The organism is Mesorhizobium sp. M0898 (genome assembly GCF_040319695.1).
GTDB lineage: Bacteria > Pseudomonadota > Alphaproteobacteria > Rhizobiales > Rhizobiaceae > Mesorhizobium.
Map to the genome: position 1 here is coordinate 90843 of NZ_JAMYOE010000018.1, position 23119 is coordinate 113961.

The 23119-nt window shown below is 62.0% G+C and carries 26 protein-coding genes and 1 tRNA gene; 15 read left to right on the forward strand and 12 right to left on the reverse strand.

Annotated features, from left to right (window positions below; all coding sequences use genetic code 11):
- Positions 1-51: 51 nt before the first annotated feature.
- From NKH90_RS19450 to NKH90_RS19460, 3 genes are all read left to right on the forward strand, one after another.
- Positions 52-792, forward strand: a complete 741-nt coding sequence (locus NKH90_RS19450; RefSeq protein WP_352471639.1) for a pyridoxine 5'-phosphate synthase — start codon at positions 52-54, stop codon at positions 790-792.
- Between the two features lie 96 nt (positions 793-888).
- Positions 889-2802, forward strand: coding sequence for a potassium transporter Kup (locus tag NKH90_RS19455; RefSeq protein WP_352539580.1), 1914 nt, complete (start codon positions 889-891; stop codon positions 2800-2802).
- 158 nt (positions 2803-2960) lie between these two features.
- Positions 2961-4880, forward strand: coding sequence for a potassium transporter Kup (locus tag NKH90_RS19460; protein ID WP_352820454.1), 1920 nt, complete (start codon positions 2961-2963; stop codon positions 4878-4880).
- 43 nt (positions 4881-4923) lie between these two features.
- On the opposite strand, the gene NKH90_RS19465 is transcribed toward NKH90_RS19460, so the two are convergent.
- Complete coding sequence (locus tag NKH90_RS19465; protein ID WP_352820455.1) at positions 4924-5814, reverse strand: SDR family oxidoreductase; 891 nt, start codon at positions 5812-5814, stop codon at positions 4924-4926.
- 136 nt (positions 5815-5950) lie between these two features.
- On the opposite strand from NKH90_RS19465, the gene NKH90_RS19470 reads away from it, so the two are divergent.
- Positions 5951-6361 (forward strand): winged helix-turn-helix transcriptional regulator, encoded by a 411-nt coding sequence (locus NKH90_RS19470; RefSeq protein ID WP_352466906.1) that lies wholly within the window; start codon positions 5951-5953, stop codon positions 6359-6361.
- Positions 6362-6435: 74 nt separating this feature from the next.
- Complete coding sequence (locus NKH90_RS19475) at positions 6436-7674, forward strand: FAD-dependent oxidoreductase (protein WP_352820456.1); 1239 nt, start codon at positions 6436-6438, stop codon at positions 7672-7674.
- Here the strand turns inward: NKH90_RS19475 and NKH90_RS19480 are convergent.
- A complete protein-coding gene (locus NKH90_RS19480) occupies positions 7622-8347 on the reverse strand; it encodes a glutathione S-transferase family protein (RefSeq protein WP_352539583.1) in 726 nt (241 codons plus the stop codon). The genes NKH90_RS19475 and NKH90_RS19480 overlap by 53 nt on opposite strands.
- A 1-nt stretch (position 8348) precedes the next feature.
- Positions 8349-8654, reverse strand: coding sequence for a Rieske (2Fe-2S) protein (locus tag NKH90_RS19485; RefSeq protein WP_352470198.1), 306 nt, complete (start codon positions 8652-8654; stop codon positions 8349-8351).
- A gap of 100 nt (positions 8655-8754) precedes the next feature.
- Between NKH90_RS19485 and NKH90_RS19490 the strand changes: the two genes are divergently transcribed.
- Positions 8755-9207: a MarR family winged helix-turn-helix transcriptional regulator gene (locus NKH90_RS19490; protein ID WP_352820458.1), complete on the forward strand. Its 453-nt coding sequence runs from the start codon at positions 8755-8757 to the stop codon at positions 9205-9207.
- 38 nt (positions 9208-9245) lie between these two features.
- On the opposite strand, the gene NKH90_RS19495 is transcribed toward NKH90_RS19490, so the two are convergent.
- Entirely contained in the window at positions 9246-9674 is a 429-nt protein-coding gene (locus tag NKH90_RS19495) for an anthrone oxygenase family protein (protein WP_352768909.1), read from the reverse strand.
- Positions 9675-9830: 156 nt separating this feature from the next.
- Here NKH90_RS19495 and NKH90_RS19500 point away from each other — a divergent pair, with 156 nt between their 5' ends.
- From NKH90_RS19500 to NKH90_RS19520, 5 genes are all read left to right on the forward strand, one after another.
- Positions 9831-10478 carry a TetR/AcrR family transcriptional regulator gene (locus NKH90_RS19500; protein WP_352820459.1) on the forward strand — a complete coding sequence of 216 codons (648 nt, stop codon included), beginning with the start codon at positions 9831-9833 and terminating at the stop codon, positions 10476-10478.
- A gap of 23 nt (positions 10479-10501) precedes the next feature.
- Positions 10502-11521, forward strand: a complete 1020-nt coding sequence (gene ilvC, locus NKH90_RS19505; RefSeq protein WP_023676662.1) for a ketol-acid reductoisomerase — start codon at positions 10502-10504, stop codon at positions 11519-11521.
- A 257-nt stretch (positions 11522-11778) separates the two neighbouring features.
- Positions 11779-12756 (forward strand): DUF3592 domain-containing protein, encoded by a 978-nt coding sequence (locus NKH90_RS19510; RefSeq protein WP_352820460.1) that lies wholly within the window; start codon positions 11779-11781, stop codon positions 12754-12756.
- 494 nt (positions 12757-13250) lie between these two features.
- On the forward strand, positions 13251-13772 hold the full coding sequence (locus tag NKH90_RS19515; protein ID WP_352767834.1) for a hypothetical protein: 522 nt from the start codon (positions 13251-13253) through the stop codon (positions 13770-13772).
- Positions 13765-14388 (forward strand): hypothetical protein, encoded by a 624-nt coding sequence (locus NKH90_RS19520; RefSeq protein WP_352820461.1) that lies wholly within the window; start codon positions 13765-13767, stop codon positions 14386-14388. Before NKH90_RS19515 ends, NKH90_RS19520 begins: the two co-directional genes overlap by 8 nt.
- A 10-nt stretch (positions 14389-14398) precedes the next feature.
- Here the strand turns inward: NKH90_RS19520 and NKH90_RS19525 are convergent, their stop codons facing one another.
- The 3 genes from NKH90_RS19525 to NKH90_RS19535 form a co-directional block, all read right to left on the reverse strand.
- Positions 14399-14683, reverse strand: a complete 285-nt coding sequence (locus NKH90_RS19525; protein WP_352470452.1) for a PilZ domain-containing protein — start codon at positions 14681-14683, stop codon at positions 14399-14401.
- A 175-nt stretch (positions 14684-14858) separates the two neighbouring features.
- Positions 14859-15443, reverse strand: a complete 585-nt coding sequence (locus NKH90_RS19530; protein ID WP_352539591.1) for a BA14K family protein — start codon at positions 15441-15443, stop codon at positions 14859-14861.
- Positions 15444-15492: 49 nt separating this feature from the next.
- Positions 15493-15630: a hypothetical protein gene (locus tag NKH90_RS19535; protein ID WP_352470206.1), complete on the reverse strand. Its 138-nt coding sequence runs from the start codon at positions 15628-15630 to the stop codon at positions 15493-15495.
- On the opposite strand from NKH90_RS19535, the gene NKH90_RS19540 reads away from it, so the two are divergent.
- Together NKH90_RS19540 and NKH90_RS19545 are read left to right on the forward strand one after the other, a co-directional pair.
- Positions 15629-16741 (forward strand): endonuclease/exonuclease/phosphatase family protein, encoded by a 1113-nt coding sequence (locus NKH90_RS19540; protein ID WP_352539592.1) that lies wholly within the window; start codon positions 15629-15631, stop codon positions 16739-16741. The genes NKH90_RS19535 and NKH90_RS19540 overlap by 2 nt on opposite strands.
- A gap of 7 nt (positions 16742-16748) precedes the next feature.
- Positions 16749-17477, forward strand: a complete 729-nt coding sequence (locus NKH90_RS19545) for a hypothetical protein (protein WP_352539593.1) — start codon at positions 16749-16751, stop codon at positions 17475-17477.
- Here NKH90_RS19545 and NKH90_RS19550 read toward each other — a convergent pair.
- The 4 genes from NKH90_RS19550 to NKH90_RS19565 all read right to left on the reverse strand — a co-directional run bounded on the left by NKH90_RS19550 (position 17474) and on the right by NKH90_RS19565 (position 21056).
- The gene (locus tag NKH90_RS19550; RefSeq protein ID WP_023720771.1) at positions 17474-17716 is read right to left on the reverse strand and encodes a hypothetical protein; all 243 of its coding nucleotides are present in this window, start codon (positions 17714-17716) and stop codon (positions 17474-17476) included. The two genes, NKH90_RS19545 and NKH90_RS19550, sit on opposite strands and share 4 nt — an antisense overlap.
- 114 nt (positions 17717-17830) lie before the next feature.
- On the reverse strand, positions 17831-19048 hold the full coding sequence (locus NKH90_RS19555) for an ABC transporter permease (RefSeq protein ID WP_352820462.1): 1218 nt from the start codon (positions 19046-19048) through the stop codon (positions 17831-17833).
- Between the two features lie 2 nt (positions 19049-19050).
- A complete protein-coding gene (locus tag NKH90_RS19560) occupies positions 19051-19761 on the reverse strand; it encodes an ABC transporter ATP-binding protein (RefSeq protein WP_352681709.1) in 711 nt (236 codons plus the stop codon).
- A 2-nt stretch (positions 19762-19763) separates the two neighbouring features.
- Positions 19764-21056: an efflux RND transporter periplasmic adaptor subunit gene (locus tag NKH90_RS19565; RefSeq protein ID WP_352539596.1), complete on the reverse strand. Its 1293-nt coding sequence runs from the start codon at positions 21054-21056 to the stop codon at positions 19764-19766.
- Positions 21057-21167: 111 nt separating this feature from the next.
- Here NKH90_RS19565 and NKH90_RS19570 point away from each other — a divergent pair, with 111 nt between their 5' ends.
- Positions 21168-22073, forward strand: coding sequence for a PhzF family phenazine biosynthesis protein (locus tag NKH90_RS19570; protein WP_352820464.1), 906 nt, complete (start codon positions 21168-21170; stop codon positions 22071-22073).
- Between the two features lie 105 nt (positions 22074-22178).
- Positions 22179-22254: transfer RNA gene (locus NKH90_RS19575), tRNA-Lys, on the forward strand.
- 400 nt (positions 22255-22654) lie between these two features.
- Here NKH90_RS19575 and NKH90_RS19580 read toward each other — a convergent pair.
- Positions 22655-23119, reverse strand: a 465-nt coding sequence (locus NKH90_RS19580; RefSeq protein WP_352503965.1) for a transposase, incomplete at its 5' end; no start/stop codon positions are given.

Here is a 23119-nt window from a genome sequence, read left to right on the forward strand (position 1 = left end):
CCCGTTAAAGGCGGTATAGATGCGCGCCAAGATCAGCCTGGAGCCGTGCAAATGCCTGCAAAGCTTTCCGTCAATCTCAATGCGATCGCCATGCTGCGCAACCGGCGCGACCTGCCGTGGCCAAGCGTGACGGGGCTCGGACGCATCGCCCTTGCCGCCGGCGCGCATGGGCTCACGGTGCACCCGCGACCCGACGAGCGGCACACCAGGCATTCCGATCTGCCTGAGATCAGGGCGCTGATCGACGACGAGTTCCCGAATGCGGAATTCAACATCGAGGGCTATCCGACCGAGGAGTTCCTGGCGCTTGTGGAAAAGCATCAGCCCGAGCAGGTGACGCTGGTGCCCGACGACCCGGCGCAGGCGACTTCCGACCATGGCTGGAACTTCGCCGCCGAGGCTGCGTTCCTGACACCGGTCGTCAAGCGCCTGAAGAAGGGAGGCTTTCGCGTGTCGCTGTTTTCGGATCCGGATCCCGCTGGCGTGAACGCCGCTCGCGACACCGGCGCCGATCGGATCGAACTCTATACGGGTCCATACGGCAGCTATCATTCCGATTCGGCAAAAGCGGCGAAGGAATTGGAGAAATTGGGAAAGACGGCGGATGCCGCATTGGCGGCAGGGCTCCAGGTCAACGCCGGGCACGACCTTGTGGTGAGCAATTTGCCGGCGCTGGCCAGGCGCATCCCGGCATTGGCCGAAGTGTCGATCGGACATGGGTTGACAGCCGATGCGTTGGAGTATGGCATGGCCGCAACGGTCAGGCGGTTTCTGAAGGCTTGTGGCTGGTAGAGAAAGGCGAGCCGATAGGCCATGCGTTCCGGGCACGGCAGCGCGTCCTTTCCATCCCGCAGCGTCGAGCGCCGCACGTCTATGGGAGTGTCGTCCATGGCTCTTGCCCACGCCGGTAGCGAGGCAGAACCCATCGAACAATCCAGCCACTCCAAGGCCGAGCAGCACAGCACCAGAGTTTTGATGCTGGGCGCGTTGGGCGTGGTTTACGGCGATATCGGCACGAGCCCAATCTACGCGTTTCGGGAAGCGCTGCACGCATCGTCGGGACCGGTAGCGCGCAACGACGTCCTTGGCGTGCTGTCGCTTATCGTCTGGGCGCTGACGATCATCGTCACGATAAAGTACGTCGCTTTCGTGCTCAGAGCCGACAACAAGGGTGAGGGCGGCACGCTGTCGCTGATGGCGCTTGCGCGCAACGCTTATCCAAAGGGAGCCCGGTTCATTCTGGGGATCGGACTTTGCGGCGCGGCGCTGTTTTTCGGCGACGCCATCATAACGCCGGCCATCTCCGTGCTTTCGGCGGTCGAGGGCCTGGAAGTGGTGACCCCGACGCTGGAAACTTATGTTGTTCCGATCACGCTGATCATCCTGGCAATGCTTTTTGCCGTGCAACGCTTTGGCACCGGCAGGGTGGCGGCCGTGTTCGGACCGGTGACGGCAGCGTGGTTCCTGGCGATCGGTGCCGCCGGGGTCTACCATCTGCTGGACGACCCGTCGGTCCTGCTGGCGATCAATCCCTATTACGCGGTCGCTTATCTGGCCAATACGCCCACCGGTGCGTTCGTCACGGTCGGGGCTGTGTTCCTGGCGGTCACCGGGGCCGAAGCCCTTTATGTCGATCTCGGCCATTTCGGCCGCAGGCCGATCGTGCTGGCGTGGTTCTCCGTGGTGTTCCCTTGTCTGCTCCTCAACTATTTCGGACAAGGCGCGTTCGTTCTGGCCAACGGCGGCAAACCCACCAATCCATTCTTCCAGATGCTGCCGGATTGGGCGCTAATGCCCATGGTTGGGCTGGCCACGGCAGCGACGGTGATCGCCAGTCAGGCGGTGATCTCCGGCGCTTTCTCGCTGACGCGGCAGGCGGTGCAGCTCAATCTGCTGCCACGTATCGAGGTGCAGCATACTTCCGAGATGCAGTCCGGCCAGATCTACATGCCGCGGGTCAATCTGGTGGTCGCGCTCGGCGTGATGTTGCTGGTGGTCGGCTTTGGCAGCTCGAGTTCGCTGGCTTCCGCCTATGGCATTTCGGTGACTGGCGAAATGCTGATGACAACCATCCTGCTGTTCGTGGTGATGCGGTTCCGGTGGAAATGGCAGCTTGCACTGGCAGCCGCGCTCACACTGCTGTTCGGCACGATCGATACTGGATTTTTCCTCGCAAACGTCGTCAAGATCCTCGAAGGCGGGTGGGTGTCGATCACGGTCGCCTGCGGCATGGGGCTGATCATGTCCACATGGATACGCGGCACCCGCTATTTGTTCGACAAGACGCGCCGGAACGAGATCCCGCTGGATTTCCTCGCCGGCAATCTGCTGAAGAAGAAGCCGCATCTGGTGTCGGGCACCGCGGTGTTCCTGACCAGCGATCCGCTGAGCGCGCCGACGGCGCTGATGCACAGCCTCAAGCACTACAAGGTGCTGCACGAGCAGAACGTCATCCTTTCGGTGGTGACGGCACCGCAGCCGGTTGTGCCCGACAGCGAGCGCGTCAAGATGGAAATGGTCAACGAGCTGTTCATGCGGGTGACGCTGACCTTCGGCTACATGGAGCAGCCCAACATCCCGCGTGCGCTGGCGATCTGCCGCAAACAGGGCTGGAAGTTCGACATCATGACGACGTCCTTCTTCCTGTCGCGGCGCTCTCTCAAGGCCTCGCCCAATTCCGGCATGCCGGTCTGGCAGGACAAGCTGTTCATCGGGCTGGCGCGCTCGGCGGCCGATGCGACGGAATATTTCCAGATCCCGACCGGACGCGTCGTCGAGATCGGGACGCAGGTGGCTATTTAAAAACGTGTCCGTTGCGACATTCCAGGTGGTCTGCCGATCGGACTGAGTCTGCCAAGTCGTGGAGGGCTCGCAATATCGGGACGGAGCCATTACGTGACGGCACTTGATATTGCAGCGCAGCAAGCGTAGAGCACCGCCCGCTTACCGGAGTGTCGTCCATGGCCCTTACCAATGCTGGTAACGAGGCAGAACCTGTCGAACAATCCAGCCATTCTGAGGTCGAGCAGCACAGCACCCAGGTGCTGATGCTGGGCGCGCTCGGCGTGGTTTACGGCGATATCGGTACCAGCCCGATCTATGCATTTCGCGAGGCGTTGCACGCATCGGCCGGTGGCAACGTCGCCAACCGTGGCGACATCCTCGGTGTGTTGTCGCTGATCATCTGGTCGCTGACGATCACCGTCACCATCAAATACATCATGTTCGTGCTCCGCGCCGACAATCGAGGCGAGGGCGGGGTGCTGTCGCTGATGGCGCTGGCGCGCAACAGCTCCCCGACGCGCTCGGCGGTGATCCTCGGCATCGGCATCGTCGGCGCGGCGCTTTTTTTCGGCGACGCAGTCATCACGCCGGCGATCTCGGTGCTATCGGCGGTCGAAGGTATGAACGTCGTCACGCCGACATTCCAGCCCTATGTGGTGCCACTGACACTGGCCATCTTGGCGATCCTGTTTGCGGTACAGCGATTCGGCACCGGCGGCGTAGGTTTGGTGTTCGGGCCAGTCACCGCGCTGTGGTTCCTGGCCATCGGCCTTTCCGGCATTAACCACATCATCGCCGATCCGGAAATCCTGCTGGCGATCAGCCCGCATTACATCGTGTCGTTCCTGGTCAACTCGCCCGATGTCGCCTTCGTCACGGTTGGTGCGGTCTTCCTCGCCGTCACCGGCGCCGAGGCGCTCTATGCCGACCTCGGCCATTTCGGCCGCAAGCCGATCGTACTCGCCTGGCTGGCAATCGTGTTTCCTTGTCTGTTGCTCAACTATGTCGGGCAAGGCGCCTTCGTGCTGGCAAATGGCGGCGTTGTCGGTCATCCATTCTTCGAGATGAACCAGGGCTGGACGCTTATTCCGATGGTCGTGCTGGCGACGGCGGCGACCGTCATCGCCAGCCAGGCGGTGATCTCCGGCGCTTTTTCGCTGACCAGACAGGCGGTGCAGCTCAATATGCTGCCGCGTTTCGTTATCCAGCATACGTCGGAAAAACAGTCGGGCCAGATCTATCTGCCGCGCATCAACCTGATGCTGGCGCTGGTGGTGATGTTGCTGGTGGTCGGCTTCGGCGAATCCAGCCGCCTGGCCTCGGCCTACGGCATTTCGGTGACCGGCAACATGCTGGTGACGAATGTGCTGCTTTTTGTTGTGATGACGCGCATCTGGAAATGGCCGCTCGGCGTCGCGATCGCCTTGATGGCCGTGTTCGCCTTCGTCGATACCGGCTTCTTTGCCGCCAACATAGTCAAGGTGTTTGAAGGTGGCTGGGCATCGCTTGCCATCGCCGCAGTTATCGTGATGACTATGTGGACCTGGATCCGCGGCAGCCGCTATTTGTTCGACAAGACGCGCCGGAACGAGATCCCGCTGGATTTCCTCGCCGGCAATCTGCTGAAGAAGAAGCCGCATCTGGTGTCGGGCACCGCGGTGTTCCTGACCAGCGACCCGCTGAGCGCGCCGACGGCGCTGATGCACAGCCTCAAGCACTACAAGGTGCTGCACGAGCAGAACGTCATCCTTTCGGTGGTGACTGCGCCGCAGCCGGTTGTGCCCGACAGCGAGCGCGTCAAGATGGAAATGGTCAACGAGCTGTTCATGCGGGTGACGCTGACCTTCGGCTATATGGAGCAGCCCAACATCCCGCGTGCGCTGGCGATCTGCCGCAAACAGGGCTGGAAGTTCGACATCATGACGACGTCCTTCTTCCTGTCGCGGCGCTCTCTCAAGGCCTCGCCCAATTCCGGCATGCCGGTCTGGCAGGACAAGCTGTTCATCGGGCTGGCGCGCTCGGCGGCCGATGCGACGGAATATTTCCAGATCCCGACCGGACGCGTCGTCGAGATCGGAACGCAGGTGGCTATCTAAATAAATGGCCGTGCCCTTCGAAGGGCACGGCCATTTGTCAGGCTCAGCTCACCAGAGCCGCCTTATTTGCCTCAAGAAATTGCTTCAGCGGCCGCGGCTTCCTGCCGGACAGCGTCTCGACCGCGTCGGTCACCATGCTGATGCGGCCGGAGCGTGTGTTGGTGTCGAACGAAACGATGACCGGGGCGAAACCTTCGGGGACGCCGGCTGCCTTCAATCCCCCGGTCAGTGCTTCGTCCGAAAGCTGGACGACCTCGATCGGCTTGCCGGTAACTTCGGTGACGAGGGCCGCGATTTCAGCTGCCGTATAGGCCTGCGGACCCGTCAGAGTGTATGTCTTGCTTTCGGTTGCCCCCGATGCGAGACAGGCGGCGATCGCCGCGGCCATGTCGTCGCGTGCGCCATGGGCAATGCGGCCGTCTCCAGCGGATGTGTACCAGTGCCCCGAGGCGATGGCGTGCGGCAGCGCCATGAACAGGTTCTCCTGATACCAGCCGTTGCGGAAGATGGTGTAGGGGATACCGCTCGCCTTGATCGCCTGCTCGGTGCCGTGGTGATCGGGCGCAAACAGTACCGGCGATCCTGGCTCCGGACTGGGCATCGACGTGTAGAGCAGATGCGAAACGCCGGCGCTTTTTGCGGCGGCGACCGCGGTCTCATGTTGCTTCAGGCGCTTGCCCGGAACGGCGAGCTCGTTTGTCGAAATGATCAGAACCCTGTCCGCGCCGGTAAATGCACTGGCCAACGACGTGGCGTCGTCGAAGTCGACTGCCCGGATGGTGACGCCTCGGGCTGCCAGATCGGCCAGATTTTCCGGGTTGCGGGTGGCGGCGATGATGCGCTGAGGGGAGACCTTGAGCGTGTCAAGCAGATGATTGATGACGCCGCGGCCAAGCTGGCCGGAGGCGCCGGTGACGAGAAGGGTGTCGGTCATGAGATGTCCTGACGTTGCGCCGGAGCGGCGGGTGCATATGTTAGTCTCAAAAAGAGACCAGCACTAAAATAGGAATTGACCCATCCTCGTAAAGAAGGCAGTTTTGCGGGAGGTAGGCACACCCAGGGAACCAGCCATGGACGGCAAGATCGTCAATCTGAGATCGAAGCTCGAGATATACAAAGCAGGCAGCGGTGGCGGAAACCTTGCGGATTGCCCGGTTCGCGACGTAATCCAGGGCATAAGCAATAAATGGAGTTCACTGTTGATGGAGGCCTTGGCCGAGAAGCCGTACCGCTTCGGCGAATTGCGGCGGCTGGTGCCCGATATTTCACAGCGCATGCTCACCCAGACGCTGCACGATCTGCAGCGCGACGGCTATGTGCATCGCCAGGTGTTCCCGACCAAACCGCCGAGCGTCGAATACAGCCTCACCGATCTCGGGCGCTCGATGTTTGGACCCTTGCATCAGCTGATCCAATGGGCCGAGCTCAATCACGGCGCTGTACGCGAGGCACGGAAGGTTTTCGATGCTGCCGAAGGCTGAGCCTCCAGGCCGAGACGGCGGCTTGATTTAGCGGCGGTGCTGAAGGATTGTCCGGCCTGGGTTGGGGCGGGCAGATGGGCAATTCTCTGGACATCGCGATTGCCGGCGCCGGGCCGGCTGGACTTGCCGCCGCGCTCTATCTCACGCGCGCCGGACATAGGGTCACCATCTTCGAGCGCTTCGACCAGCCACAACCGGTCGGGTCCGGGCTGATCCTGCAGCCGACCGGGCTGACGGTGCTTGCCGATCTCGGCCTGCTCGATGACATTCTGGCGCTGGGCAGCCGCATAGACCGCCTGCATGGTGCAGATGCCAAGACCGGCCGCACAGTGCTCGACGTCCGCTACGATGCCCGGAGTGGCGGCTGCTTCGGGCTGGCGGTGCACCGCGCGGCTCTGTTCGGCGTGCTTTTCCGCGCCGCCCGGCGCCAGGCGCTCACCATTGAGACAGGTATCGAGCTCGAGACGCTGGAAACCGGCGAGCGGGCAACATTGATCTGCGGCAACGGACAACGGATAGGGTCGTTCGACCTCGTAGTGGATGCCAGCGGTTCGCGCTCCAAACTGCGGCGGTGCGTGAACAATCCGGGCGAACCGCGATCGCTCGCCTATGGCGCGTTCTGGGCATCGCTTGGCTGGCGCGGCGAGGGTTTCGACGAGCACGCGCTGCTGCAGCGCTACGACAGCGCGAGCGTGATGATCGGCGTGCTGCCAATCGGCCGGCCCGAGCCGGATGCCCAGAAGATGGCGGCATTCTTCTGGAGCCTCAAGCCGGCGGATGCCGAGCGCGTCTGGGCGGCAGGTCTCGAGGCATGGAAGGCGAGATTGGTCGGGCTGTGGCCTGAATGCGCGGCCTTCATCGACCAGATCGACAGTTTCGAGCAGCTCTCGCTGGCGCGCTATGGCCATCACACGATGAAGACGCCAGCCGGACGGCGATTGGCCGTTATCGGCGACGCGGCCCATTCAACGAGCCCGCAGCTCGGCCAGGGCGCGAACATGGCGCTGCTCGATGCAGCCGCGCTCAACTACGCACTAATAGGAACGGACCGTATCGATACTGCACTGGAGGCCTATGTCCGGACACGGCGATGGCATGTGCGGGTCTTCCAGGCGCTGTCGCTGGTGCTGACGCCGTTTTATCAATCGGACTCGATTGTGATGCCGTTCGTCCGCGACAGGCTGGTGGCGACGCTGGCAAAAGTCCCGCCGGCGCCGCAGTTTCTTGCTTCCATGGTTACAGGAACGGTGCTCAATCCATTCAAGCCGATAGGGCTTGCGGAAGCGCTGTGGCCGGATCGTTTTGGCGGATGATTTCCGAAAGGTGCGAACCCTTAGCCTGCAAGAATGCATGGAGGCGTTGCGGATGATCGGGAGCGACCGCGCCCTTCACGGATGGGCGTTTGCGCAACGCCTCGCGCCACACCTGGACATGCGGCTTTCCGTCCAGGATGCCGAAATCGCCGATCCGGTCGAAGGCGTCGAAATAGCGAAAAATCGGGCCGTAGACCGCGTCGACCAGTGAAAAGCGCTCGCCGTCGAAGCATGGCCCAGCCGCGCCGTTCGCCAGTTCCACTTCCAGGCGATCGAACATTGCTGCCAGAGCCCCGCGTTCGGCGATGAAGGCGGCTTCGGTGAGAGCTGAATAGAAGCGGCCGATGGCATTGAGGATTGCCGAGCCGAACTCGATCCAGGCGCGATGCCGGGCACGGGCGTAGGGGTCGGTGGGATGCAGCGGATTGGGCTGGGTTTCCTCGAGGAATTCGAGGATGACGAGCGATTCGAAGATCACCGTTTCCTGGCCGTCATGCTCAACGCGGAGCAGCGGCACCTTGCCGAGCGGCGATATCGCCTTGAACCAGGCAGGCTTGTTGGCGAGATCGACCGTGATGCGTTCGAACGGCACGCCCTTTTCGCGAAGCGAAATCGCCGCGCGCTGCACATAGGGGCAAAGATGATGGCTGACGAGAGTGAGCTTGTCGGTCATCTCACTCCCCCCAGACATAGTTCAAAGCACCGTCCTCGACGCGGGTGGAGAGGAACATCAGGCGGGAGCCCTTCGGCGCCGGGCCTTCGAGGCGATCACCGTTCGCCATGTCGAACGAGGCGCCGTGCCACTGGCAGACGAGCTTGCCGTCCTTGCAGTCGAGCGGGCCACCGAAATGCAGGCAGACGTTGGCGGCGGCGCGGATACGCTCGCCGCTGCGGTAGACATGGACCTCGCGGCCGAAAAACGGAGCGATGAGGCTGCCTGTTTCCGGAATGTCGGCGATCTTGCAGATTTCATGCTTCATCGGAATTGCCTCTCGTGATTGATGCGATTGCATCTATATAGATGCATTTGCATCGATCGTCAAGCTTGATGCAATTGCATCTATCGCCTACGATGCAATCATGACCGGGATTCCTACACCTCCAGCCATCAAGGCCTGGGCTCGCCTGATGCGGGTTTCGCGCCAGTTGTTGGAAAGAGCCGAGGACGCGCTGAAGGACAGTGGCCTGCCGCCGCTTGCCTGGTACGACATCCTGCACGAGCTTGCCGAGGCGGGCGAGGGCGGATTGCGGCCGTTCCAACTCACCGAGCGCACCCTGTTTGCGCAGTACAACATCTCCCGGCTGCTGGCGCGGCTCGAAGCCGACGGGCAGGTCGAGAAGCTTCCAGTTGCCGATGACGGCCGCGGGCAAACAGTCCGCGTCACAGACAAGGGACGCGAGACGCGCCGCCGCATGTGGGCTGTCTACGGCCGGTCGATCGCGGAGTTGGTCGGCTCCCGGCTTTCCAATGTTGAACTGGACGCGCTGTCAGCTCTGCTTGGGCGCCTGCGAGATCCGCCCGCCCTGGAGTGACACGCCTTCATGACGAAGATGGCGACCGATTGGCGAGGTCAGGCACTGCCCAAGAGGAATGCCAACGTCGCCAGAACGCCAAGCCCGACGCGGACCAGATGCAGATTGCCCCATTTGGCGATCAATGTCCGAGCTTCAGGATTGACGGAGTTCGCGTCCATCGCCTCCAGCAACCTATTTGCCGGCATCATCACCAGCAGCGTCCATGGCCAAGGCAGGATGATCAGCACAGCGCCGGCCAGAAAAGCGAGATTGCCGGTCAGCCACCACGCGACGAGGCCTAGAATACAGGCGATGACGGCGATCGAGGCCTGCATGGCGGCGCCGCGCTTGTAGGAAGGCTGCCATTCCTGCAGCAATGCTTTGTCCTCGAGGCGAAGCCGCGCCGGCTGTTCGGCGACGCTGACGTAGATAGCCGCACCCGCGAACACTGCGGTAACGGTCAACGCAAGCAATCCGGCGAGCATGATCAGTGTCTCCCGTGATGCCCCGCATGGAGCAAGCTACAGAAATAAAGGCTTGCGTCGGGTCGGGCAATACGCCATAAGGCCGAACCGTAACGTACGGTACGCCATCGAGCTCGTATCTGAACTGCGGGTGAGTTCGCGTCCTGAGGAAAAACTGTGTTGCACGCTGTGACCGACATCGACACCAGCGAGGCGCTGACGGAGCGGCAGAAGGACGTGCTCGACGCCGCCCTTCGCCTGCTGGTCGAAGAGGGCGATCAGTTGACCATGACCGCCGTGGCGCGGCGGGCGAGCTGCTCGAAGGAGACGCTCTACAAATGGTTCGGCGATCGCGACGGGCTGTTGACGGCAACGGTACAATGGCAGGCGTCTAAGGTGCGGGTAGTGCCGGTCGACCGCAAGGGGCTCGACCTCCCTTCGCTGACGGCGAGCCTCGAACGCTTCGCTTCGGACTGGCTCAAGGTAATTTCGAGCGACACCTCGATCGCGCTGAACAGGGTGGCGGTCGGCCATGCTAGTTCGGGGAAGGACGATCTCGGCGCCATCGTGCTGGAGAACGGCCGCTTCGCACTGGCCCGGCGCCTTAAACCGGTGCTGGAGGCAGGCAAGGAAGCTGGTTTCCTCGAGTTTTCCGACGCGGAGACGGCGTTCCGCACCTTTTTCGGGCTGGTCGCCCGCGACGTGCAGATCCGCCTGCTGCTTGGCGACCGGCTGGAATTGGCGGCGATCGGCGGCGATGCCGTCCGGGCGACGCAGCAGTTTCTCGCTCTTTACGGGGCAAAAACCGAGCCGCAAGGCCTCTGAATTCAAAACGGGAAGGAACAAAAATGCGTGTCTATTACGATCGCGATGCCGATCTCAACCTGATCAAGGGCAAGAAGGTCGCCATCATCGGCTATGGCAGCCAGGGCAGGGCGCATGCGCTCAACCTTAAGGATTCCGGCGTCAAGGACATCGCCATCGGCCTCAAGGCCGGCTCGGCGACCGCCAAGAAGGTCGAGGCCGACGGGCTCAAGGTGATGAGCGTAGCCGATGCCGCCAAGTGGGCCGACCTGATGATGATGGCCACGCCGGACGAGCTGCAGGCCGACATCTACAAATCCGAGATCGCGCCGAACATCCGCGATGGCGCAGCGATTGCCTTTGCCCACGGCCTCAACGTGCATTTTGGCCTGATCGAGCCCAAAGCTTCGGTTGACGTCGTGATGATCGCGCCGAAGGGGCCTGGCCATACGGTGCGCGGCGAATACCAGAAGGGCGGTGGTGTGCCGTGCCTGGTCGCGGTCAACCAGGACGCTTCGGGCAATGCGCTCGACCTGGCGCTCTCCTATGCCTGCGGCGTTGGCGGCGGCCGCTCGGGTATTATCGAGACCAATTTCCGCGAGGAGTGCGAGACCGACCTGTTCGGCGAGCAGGTGGTGCTGTGCGGCGGCCTAGTCGAATTGATCCGCGCCGGCTTCGAGACACTGGTGGAAGCCGGCTACGCGCCGGAAATGGCCTATTTCGAGTGCCTGCACGAGGTCAAATTGATCGTCGACCTGATCTATGAAGGCGGCATTGCCAACATGAACTACTCGATCTCGAACACCGCCGAATGGGGCGAATATGTCTCGGGCCCGCGCATCATCACCGCCGAGACCAAGGCCGAGATGAAGCGCGTGCTGAAGGATATCCAGACCGGCAAGTTCACCTCGGAATGGATGCAGGAATACCGCGCCGGCATGTCGCGCTTCAAGGGCATCCGCCGCAACAACGACAGCCACCAGATCGAGGAAGTCGGCGCCAAGCTGCGCGCGATGATGCCGTGGATTTCGAAGAACAAGCTGGTTGATAAGGCCAAGAACTGAAGGACACCCACGTTCGTTTCGTTACCCGTCCTCGGGCTTCGCCCTGCGGGCGCGTGGGAATTTCCATGAACAAGCTGGTCGACAAGGCCAAGAACTGATCGCAATTTCATTGCCGATCAAGAAAGGCCGGCGGAGCGATCCGCCGGCCTTTTCGCATCAAGATCGTGTGGTTTCCAGGCTTCTGGACAGGCGCATTATCCTCATCACCGTGATATGCCTGTGCGGGGCATGGCGCAAAAGTGCCAAGGGGGTGAGAGTTGGAACTCAAATTTCTGTTGGTCGGGTTTGCCTGCGCGGTTGCCGGCATGCTCTCCCTCGTCACCTTGCTGAAGTGGTGGGAGGTGAGGGCGGTCAGCCGCTGGTCTCCGACGCCGGGAAAGATCATCTCGTCGCAGGTCGAGGCTCGCGAGGTGACCAGTTCGGGATCCGGTTCGGACAGCAGAGGGTCGACCGAAATCCGCAACTTCCCGGCAATCACCTTCGAATACAAGGTGAACGGCAAGACATTTCGCAGTTCGCACTACAGCGTGCAGGAGAACCTTGGAAACTTTGCAGTGGCGGAAACCCTTGCGAAATTTCCAAACGGGGCCGGCGTAACCGTCTTCTACAATCCGGCCGATCCAGCCAAGGCGGTGATCGAACGCACCATGCCCGACGGCTCCTTCAAGTTCATGGTCCAGCTTTCGTCCGGGCTGGTGGTCGGCGCGCTTGTATTGGTCTTCTCCGTCGGCGGCCTCCTCGAAGCGATCCGGCCGTTTTTGCCCAGGCCGCAGAACCTCGGCGCCGCTGCCCTGCTGCTTTTCATGGGATTGTTTGTGCTGCGCATGGGCTTTGCCCAGAAGTCACTTGCGGAACAGGCGGCCAAATGGCCGATCACGGCAGGACGCATCGATGCTTCGGGCCTGCAGAAATTCGAGACCCGCGACAGGTCCGGAGGCAGCTATCGGCCCTGGCGGACAGTCTTCAAATCCCGCGTCGTCTACAGCTATAGCGTCGCCGGCCAGCGCTACGCCGCCGATCGCATCGCGTTCGGCGCAAACGTGACGGCTTCGCTGCCGAGCCTCGTCAGCGGTCGATCGCAGCGCTACCTCCAGGGCGACAAGGTCGAGGTCCACTACGATCCCGACAACCCAGTTGCAGCGGTTCTCGAATGCAGGGTTAGCGGGCTTTGGCTCCTGTGGGGCTGCGCAGTTGGCCTCCTCGGTGGAGCCGCGCTGCTGGTAGGCGTCATCTGAAGCTGCTGTCCTAGGCTGCATATCCAGCGGAAAAAGATGCCTGTCTTCAGCATCTGACAAGAACTCCGCTGTCGAAGCCAGGCCATGTCAATCTCACCGTCGCCCCGTCGACCACAATATGGATGACACGGGAGAACGGCTCTTCGGCCGACGGGTCGGATCCGTAGCATTGGCTGGCCCGAGCCACCCAGCCCGTAGGCGTCTTGAGAAACGATGCGTGTTCGCAGCCGAGAGCAGGGACCGACAGCGCGTCGCGGTACAATGTGTAGACAGTCTGGCGTTGAACATCCGCAACGGCGGTACAGTTCGATCTGTCCCCGGACCATGTGCCCACATAGGGTTCCGTGGCAAAGGCGCTGCCGCACGTAAATGTTAAGATCGAAATGAGCATCAAGAGATTTCGCATCATCGATTCTTTCTTTTCGACGCGGCCTTGGGCCATGCTAAAGCATCGATGCTCAAACTTCACAATGATGCTGCTCCAAGGGACTTAAATGATCATCCGCAAAGCAGCAGCTATTTTTCTGAGCATGCTGAGCCTGTTGCAAGCAGCGAACGCAACAGAATGTTCGCTCAGCCATGCGACCTATCGCGAGCCGCGTTCGGGAGCGACGATACAGTTCCGGCCAACCAACAACGAGCCGGCCGCGCTGACGACCGAGGTCTTTTCGTTGATCGTGCCCAATACCGACATTCGTCTGCCGTCGGACATTACCTGGACCAATGGCAAGTACTCCTTTCCTGTGGGCACGATCCGGCACACCTGCACCGACGACGATCGTGAGGCTGGTCTCGAGGACGGCACCGGGCTGTGCAGAGTGTGGGATGGGCAGGTCTATGCGTTCAATGCAGGCGGTGCCGAGCAGTTGAATTCCCGCGAAGCCTCGCCGGCACCGGCAGGGTTGCTGTTGCCTGACTTCGGCGCGATTTTTACCGAATGGCCCGATTTCGCCAAAGCCAATCCCGACGGTTCAGCCTGGGACGCCTTTAGTTTGACGGGTTGTAGCGATGAATAGCAAGAGACTGCCGGCCTGCATGTTCGCCCTGTCGGTCCTTATTGCCATGGCAACCGGCGCTCGTGCCGACCAAAGCAAGCCGTCGCGTCCGCCTGTCGACAAATGCGCTTGGGAACGGCTGGCGGACAGGGATGTCGGGCTGGCTGCCTGGGTGCAGCGTTGCGATTTCGGTTTTCGCCGGATTCATTTCGAGCTTGGCGGCAATGCTCTTGCCATCAAATACAGCGACGGCGGGCCGGCCGATCCTGTCGTCGAAGTCTTCGATATGCTGCCTGGCGAGGCCGCCGATTCTGCGTTGCAGCGCATTTTTACGGAGAAGACCGAGAAAGCCATCAGCACACGTTGCGTGCTCATGCCTTACACCGAAGGGGCGACGCCCGCGCGCATCCTCCGGTATGTTTTCAGTCCCAATGCCGCCTATCGTGAGGAATTGAAGACCGTCGCCAACCCTGACGAGGTCGGCGTACCGCCTTGCGGCGAATGGGGCGAAGCCCCGGACGGCATTCAGTATTTCGAGGTGCAATCACCCGAACTGCGAAAGCTTCTATTCGTTCGCGTCGGCCAGGATGAGCCGCTGTTTGACGAGCAGACACTGCGAGTCCTGCCACCCGGATAGCGCCGGGATCTCAGCCGTAGTGCCAACTGGGCTTTGGTTCGGTACCGGTGAACATCACGCCGATACGATCCTCGCGGCGCCAGCGGACCACGGCCTTGTAGGCAATGCCGTCGGTCGGAACATAGAGCAGGAACTCATCGGGCACGCGCGCGTCGATCGAGACCTTCAATTCGGCGCCGCCGGCGTGCATGTTGCGCAGCGTGCATGTGACCTCGGAATTGCTCACGCCGGTCAGGATCGTCGCGCCCTTCAAGACGCGCTGCCGGTGTTTGTCCCTCTGTTCGTCCTCGGCCATCGCACGCAATCCAGCCATTTTTCGCGTCTCGGGCGTTCTGATCGGGAGGATTATTAGACCTGCCTGATAAAAATAGCGTTATCAGCAGTCGGGACTGGGCGATGTTCGCGGTTCCTGGCTGGAAGAAAAAGGCGCCGCGAAGCACGGCGCCGAATGATGCTTGTTGTCGGCCTGCTTACCTATAGGGCGAGTAGCATTGCTGGCGCGGCCCGTAATAGGGCTGGAAGGTGTTGTCCCAGGCGCGGTACGACCGGTAGCGATTGTAACACCATTGGACATGTGCACTGGAAAGCCGCCCTGCGCGATAATAGCGGCGCGGTGGCGGCGCGTCGTAGTAGTTGTAGCTGTTGTACAGGCTGCCAAGGCCGAGGCCCAGGCCCAAGCCAAGAATCGCGGCACCCGCACCATCATCATAGTAGCCGCCGCGGTAATGGCGGCGATGGTGGCGCCAGCGCCAGCTGTCGTCCCAGCCGCCATTGTCCCAGTGTCTCGAAAAATGACGGCCGCGGAAATTGTGGGACCGCCATCTCCAATCGTCGCCGCCGTGCCATTGCCGAAAGCCGCGATTGCGCCAACGCCAGATCTGCCTGTCATTGCCGCCTGCCCAATCTTCACGAATTTGCACGATGTCGGCAGCGTTGCCCGCCACCGGCAGCAGGGGTTTGGGCATCGGCCCGGCAAGCGACGGGGCCGAGAGGCTGGCGATCAGACCGAGGGCCATCAGCCCGGATCTGACGGAAGATAAAAAGAGCGGTTTCATCGCACTCTCCGAAATTCAGGCCCCACGCCCAGAAACCTCGGGGAAGGGCCTATTGATGGAACTTTCCATCTGAACGGAAGATGAACAAAAAGGTTCCGTCAACCATGGCGAGCGCGCGATCAATCAGAGCCGCCTGGTTTCTGCGCCCTTGTTTTCGGGCGCGCTTGCGGGCAAAGCTCAAAGCCATGTCGCTGCGCCTTGCCACCTTCAACGTCGAAAACCTAATGAACAGGTTTGATTATTCCGGATACCGCAATCAGCTCAACGAAGATCGCACACTGGCGCTTTTCGACATCCAGAGCGAGGCCGAATACAAGATGCTCGAGCAGGCGCGGGCGATCGCGCAGTCCGACGACACGCGCCAGTTGACGGCGCTGGCGATCGCGGCCACCCGCGCCGACATCATCTGCATGCAGGAAGTCGACAATATCGAGGCGCTGAGGGCCTTCGAATATGGCTATCTGTTCAAGATGGTGGGGCAAGGCTACCGGCAGAAATACACCACCGCCGGCAATGATTCGCGCGGCATCGACGTCGCCGTGATGATGCGCAACGAGACCGCGCAGGGCCAGCCAATCGAATTCGTGCGCATGACTAGCTACGCCTATGTCACGTTCGAGCAATTCGGCCTGCACACGGCGGAATTGGCAGCGCTTGGTCACCAGGCCAATGAACGCATCTTCCGACGCGACTGCCTGGAAATCGATCTGACGGTCGCTGGCGCGCCGTTGACGCTGTATCTCGTGCATTTCAAGTCGATGGGCTCGCCCCGTAACGGCCTCGACGGCCGCGAGGCGACAATGCCGCTGCGCATCGCCGAGGCGCAAGCGGTGCGCCGGATCATCGAGGAGCGCTTCGGTAAGGATAATGCCGCCGACAAGCGCTGGGCAATCTGCGGCGACATGAACGACTACCGGCAGCGCGTGAAGATCACTGGCGATGTTTTCGACGGCCATCGCTTCGAGGTGATCGACGAGACCCGGTCCTGCATCGACGTGCTCACTGCCGGCGGTTTTTGCGAAAACACGGTCGAGCGGCGGCCGGAAATGGACCGCTGGACTTTCTATCACACGCGCGGACCGGAAGAGCGGCATCTCTGCCAGCTCGACTACATCCTTTTGTCGAGGGCGCTAGCCAGGCAGAACGCCACCGCCGTTCCCGATATCATCCGTAGCGGGCAGCCTTGGCGCACCATATTTCCGGCGGGCCAGGAGGTCGAGCGCTTCCCACGCGCCGGGTGGGACCGGCCGAAGGCATCCGACCATTGCCCAGTAGCAATTGCCCTCGACATGGTGTGAGACAGGCGTGAGTTTCGATTTGCCGCGCAACGTCATCCTGCCGGTCGATGCCATCGACGTCAGGCTCGATTCCGGCCCGCATCCGTTCGAGCGCGATCATGCCGACGCGATCGCGGCGAACTGGCGGCGTGAGACCGCGGCCAAGCCGGCGCTTTTCGACGGCACCGTGGTGCTGCTTTCCGCTCTCAGCTATCGCGACAATCGCCTAGTCGGCCGTTGCCATGCGGTGCGTTATTCGACCTTCATGCTTTGGCGCAGCAATCGACAGGTGCCTGGCGCCGAACATGCCTACGCGCACGCCATGCTGGTCGCCGGCGACAACGCGTTGGTGGCGATCCGTATGGCACCGCATACGGTCAATGCCGGGCGCGTCTACTTCGCCGCCGGTTCGTTCGAGCCAACCGATTTCCGCGACGGCATTGTTGACGTCGACTTCAACATGATCCGCGAGGTACTGGAGGAAACCGGGCTCGATCTATCAGGTGCGACACGCGGCAGGCGCCATTACGCCCTGTCGACGGCAACCGGCACGGTGATCTTTCGCCGCTACCGCGAGACGGCCTCCGCCGACGACCTCGCACAGCGGATCAGTGCATTCGTCGCCGCCGAATCAGAGCCTGAAATCGAAGGCCCTGTAATCATCCGCAATGCCGCCGATCTGCCGGACGGGCTGATGCCGCATATGAGACCGCTGATCGAATGGCACTTTGCGAGCGAGCAAGGTTTCCAACTCTAACGCCGTAGCCTACCTTCAATAGCCTTGCGGTCGTTGCGGGCGGCAACAAAATACAACAGCACGCCGAGACCCAGGAGCGCCCCCATCGCTGTTCCCATCGTCTGCCCAATTACCTGCTGGAAGTCAGCGGTGACGCGATCGGGATTCTCCATCCCATAAAGGATCAAATTCCACCAAAGCCCTGCCAAGGCGGCTTCGACGATCACAATCGCCAGAGCCAGTCGCGCTTTCTTGCTCATCCATTGTTCCCCCCTTAGTCCCCAACAGCATTGTTATCATTGCAGAATGTGCTGCGACAAGGGCAGGTTGCATAAAAAATTGGCAGCGTCTGGAGGCGACACTTGCTGCAATGCCTATTCATGCCTCAGCGCGTCCATCGGGTTAAGCCGCGCGCCGCGCAGCGCCGGGAAGAAGCCGAACACCATGCCGATCAGCGCGGAAAAGCCGACAGCAAGCAGGATGACCGCCGGGCTTGGCGCAAACGGGATCGTCAGCGTCAGCGAGGCGAGGCCGGCAAGGGCCAGGCCGATCAGGATGCCGATGATGCCGCCAAGCAGCGACAGCACGGTTGCCTCGACCAGGAACTGGATGAGGATGTGCTTTTCGTGGGCGCCGATGGCGAGCCTGATGCCGATCTCGCGCGTGCGCTCGGTTACCGACACCAGCATGATGTTCATAATGCCGATGCCGCCGACGAGCAGGCTGACGCCGGCGACGGCACCGAGCATGCCAGTCATGGTGGTGGTCGCGCTGGCCATGGCATCGGCGATCTGGGTCATGTCGCGGATCGAGAAATCATCGTCGCGGTCGGGCGTGATGCGGCGTGTGTCGCGCAAGATGTCCTCGACGCGCTGCTGCAGCACCGTGGTTGGCGTACGGTCGTCGGCGGCGACATAGATCGAATCGATGTCGCGATTGCCGGCAATGCGACGCTGATAGGCGGCGAGCGGCATCAGCACGACATTGTCCTGGTCCTGGCCGAAACCGGTATAGCCCTTCGGTTCGAGCAAGCCGATGATCTTGCAGGAAGTGCGGTTGACGCGGATGATCTCGCCTTCAGGGTCGCCGGCGCCGAAGAACTGCTGGCGCACCGTCTCACCGATGAGGCAGACGCCGGTGCCCGAGCGGGTTTCCGAATCGCTGAACGGGCGGCCCAAAACCAGCTTCCAGTCGCGGGCATCGAGATAGGCGCTGTCGGTTCCGGTGACGCCCGAGGTCAGGCTTTCGGTGCCGAAAATGACGCGCACCTGCTTTTGCGACGCCGGCGAGATGGCACGCGCGCCGTCCAGATGCGCGACAAGCGCTGCGAGATCTTTGTCGCCCAGCGGTCGGACGACCTGATCGAGCCCTCCAGGTCCGCCAGGCCCGGCCGGACGGCCGGAACGGATGACGAGCAGATTGCTGCCGAGCTTGGAAATGTCGGATTTGACCTTCTCGGTGGTGCCCGAGCCGATGGTCAGCATGGCGATGACGGCGGCGACGCCGATGACGATGCCGAGCAGCGTCAGGAACGAGCGCAGCACGTTGCGGCGGATGGAGCGGAGCGAGAGGCGAACGGTTTCCCAGATCATGGCTAGGCCATCTCGAGATTGGCTGTGTCCAAGGCGACATGGCCATCGAGGAAACGGATCGTGCGCTGCGCATAGCCGGCAACATCGGCTTCGTGCGTGACCATGGCGATAGTCAGCCCGAGCTCGCTGTTCAGCTGCGTCAGGAGTTCCATGATCTCGTGCGTGCGTGCGGTGTCGAGATTGCCGGTCGGCTCGTCGGCAACGAGCAGCGTCGGCCTGGTGACGATGGCGCGGGCGATCGCCACGCGCTGCTGCTGGCCGCCGGACAGCTCGGCTGGCGTATGATGCTCGCGGCCGACAAGGCCGACCTCGGCAAGCGCCTGCATGGCAAGGCCGCGACGCTCGCGGGCACCAACGCCGCGGTAGATCAGCGGCAGTTCGACATTCTCCGCCGCCGTGGTGCGCGGCAAGAGGTTGTAGCCTTGGAAGACGAAGCCGACATAGAGGTTGCGCAGTACGGCGCGGCGATTGCGATCGAGACGGCCGGCGTCGATGCCTTCGAAGCTGTAGGTCCCAGCGGTCGGCGTGTCGAGGCAGCCAATGATGTTCATGGCCGTCGATTTGCCCGAACCGGACGGGCCCATAATGGCGATGAATTCGCCGCGCCTGATGGCGAGGTCGACGCCGGCCAGCGCATGCACCCGGGCTTCGCCCTGGCCATAGCTTTTCCAGACCTTGTCGAAGCCTATGAGGGTGGTCGCGCCCGATGCCACGATCAGCTCCGCTGCTGCGAGGCGGTAATGACTTGCGCGCCTTCCTCCAGGCCGGAGACGATCTCGGTCAGTTCTCCGTCTGTCGAGCCGACCCTGACGTTGACCGGATGCGGCCGCCCATTCTCCAGCACGTAGAGCGTGCGCGAGCCGTCGGTGGGCTTCGCCGCCGCCTGGTGCTGGCGGTTGCCGCCGGGGCGTCCCATGCGGCCGGTGAACAGGTCGGTGAGGCTCCAGCCGCGCTCCGCCGTCTGCGCCGGCCGGTAGCGGAAGGCGATCGATGGCACGGTGAGCACGTTCTTGGCCTGCTTGGTGACGACCGAGACGGTGGCTGTCATGCCGGGCCGCAACAGAAGCTCGCTATTGTCGACGTCGAGCCTTGCATCATAGGTAACGACACCGTCGGTGGTGACCGAGGCATAGGAAATGTCGCGGATTTCGGCGTCGAATGGCCGTTCGGGGAACGCGTCGACGGTGAAGCGCGCATGCTGGCCGGGTTTGACGGCGCCGATATCGGCCTCGTCGACCGCAGCCTTCAATTCCATGTTCTTCAAATCCGCGGCGATGACGAACAGCACCGGCGCCTGCAGCGAGGAGGCGACCGTCTGGCCGGGGTCGACCGAGCGCGTCAGTATGATGCCGTCGATCGGAGCGTAGATGGTACTCTTGGCAAGATCCGTCTGTTGCGCCTTGAGATCGGCATTGGCCATGGCGAGGTTGGCTTTGGCGATATCAAGCGCCGCCTTCGAGCGGTCGCGGGTGGCGGTTGCCGCTTCGAGCGACTGGTCCGTCGCCATGCCGCGCTTGGTCAGTTGCGCCGCGCGCACCAGCGCCTTTTCGTTTTCGGCCAGGGTCACGGTGGCGTCCTCGACGCTCGCCGCCGCTGCCTTGGCGGAGGCCTGGGCGCGCTCGATCTGCACCTCCAGCTTTGCGGTGTCGAGCGCGGCCAGCACATCGCCCTTCTTCACCAGCTGGTTCTCGTTGACCGAAACCGAGCGGACGACGCCGGAGAGTTCGCTGGAAATATCGACCTGGGTGAGAGGCTGCAGCGCGCCGGTAGCCGAAACGGCGACGGTAAGGTCGGCCATGGCGGCCAGTGTCGTGGTATACTCGATCTTGGCGGGCGAGCCCGCATACCACTGGTAGCCGACGACACTCGCGGCGACGGCAAGCAGTGCGAACACTGCGTAACCCCAACCGCGACGGCGTTTTGTCTTCAGGCCCTGGTGGTCGAGCCCGAGCGCCGTCTCGATGGCGGAAGCGGATTCCGTCTTTGGCAGATTGACAATCTGGTCCACGCCGGACCCCTATGTTCAGTGATATCGCATCAGTGCACAAATCAGGCCTTATGGTTCAAAATTCAAATTAAATTTCGCTCATGTTGGGAATGAGGCAGAGGACTTACTGAGATGCAACCGCGGAATTACTTGCTTTACGACGTATTCACCACCAACCGGCTGGCCGGCAATCCGCTGGCCATCGTGCTCGACTGTGACGGGCTCAATGTTGCGGCGATGCAGGCGGTGGCGCGCGAGTTCAACCTGTCCGAAACCGTCTTCGTGCTGCCGCCGGACAACCCGAAGCACCGGGCCCGCATCCGTATCTTCACGCCCGACTATGAAATGCCGTTCGCCGGCCACCCAACCGTCGGCTCCGCGATAGCGCTCGCCGAAATGGCGGGAGAGGCCGCCGGCATCTTCGTGCTTGAGGAGAATATCGGTCCGGTGCGCTGCGCTGTCAGCAAGCACGACGGTTCGACCTTTGCCGAGTTCGACCTGGCGAAACTGCCGGCGCAGCTGGCATTGTCGGCCGATCCCGAGGCGATCGGCGCGGCCCTTGGCCTTGGGCCGCACGAGATCGGCTTCGAGAACCACCGCGTTTCGTTCTGGTCGGCGGGCGTGCCCTACGTGACCATCCCCGTCGCCAATCTGGAGGCGGCCGCCCGGATCAGGCTGGACAACCAGGCCTGGTCGGAGCTCGCACCACGCAAGAGCGAATGGGCCTTCGCCAGCCCCTATGTCTATTGCCGCGAGACGGTGCATCACGACAGCGCCTTCCATGTCCGCATGATGGTGCCCGGCAATCCGTCCTACGAAGACCCGGCGACCGGCTCAGCGGCGGCCGCCTTCGCCGGCGCGATCATGCATTTCGACGGCCCGACGGACGGCGTTTCACAACTGTGGATCGAGCAGGGGCTGGAGATGGGCCGGCCTTCGCGCATTCGCCTCGAACTGAATGTCGAAGGCGGCAAACTGGCGGCCGCCCGCATCGGCGGCCATGCGGTGAAGGTGGCTGAAGGCAGGCTTTTTGTTTGACGGGCGCGGCACTTCGGCGATTTGTCGGGAAATGAATCCCACGGGGCTGGACATGGCGGATATCGGCGGCTATATGCCCGCCAACGCCGGTTTTGCCGGCCGAGTGGGTGCGTAGCTCAGTTGGTAGAGCAGCTGACTCTTAATCAGCGGGTCCACAGTTCAATCCTGTGCGCACCCACCAAATTTTTCAGAAAATTGGTGGAAAGACCTAGAAAGCGGGATGTTTCGCCGCTATCGGGTGGCCGCATTTATGCAGCCGCTATTGGATAGTCGGCCGCAGACAGCTGAGGATCGCCCGCACTATGGCCAAGACGCCGTCGACGGCATCGAAGTTTGTCCTGCTTTTACCGACGGTCCATTTAAGGTCGGGTGCTTCGGGCAAACGGAGGTTCCTGACAGACAAAACAGCCTGAAAGCATAAAGAGGTCTAGATGTCTCGGATCGCCTTCAGAATAGTAAGGAAATTGGAAGAACAAAGTTGTGTGCGTCAAGTTCTGCAAAATGGCGTGGCATTGCGTTGACGTCGGCGTGTCCGCCGCGCAGCCCCCGTGTTTAGCGGAGCGGCGGACACATGACGGTGCTCAGGCGGCCAAGGCCCTCAGGCTCTCCTTCTTGTGCTCGCGCAGATGATCCATGTTGAGATAGCGGGTCGCCTCGAGCCAGTTCTCGTGGATCTCCACCGCCAATGCCCGAACCAGCCGCAGACAGCTCCGCGGGTTGGGGAAGATGCGAACGACCAGGGTGCGCCGCTTGATCTCCTGGTTCAGCCGCTCCAGCATGTTCGTCGACTTCATGTGCTTGTGGTGAGCTAGCGGCAGCCGATAGAAGCTCAGCGTCTCCTCGATGTTATCTTCCACCCAGTTGACCAGCTTCGGGTATTTGGCCTGCCATTTGGCGATCCACTGCGCCAGGTCGCGTTTGACCTCGGCAAGGTCGCGCCGGTCGTAGAACCATCTGAGCTCCATCAGGCAATCGTCGTCGACCTTGCGCGGCACGTAGTCGAGCGCGTTTCTGAGGAAGTGCACGTAGCAGCGCTGCCAGACCGC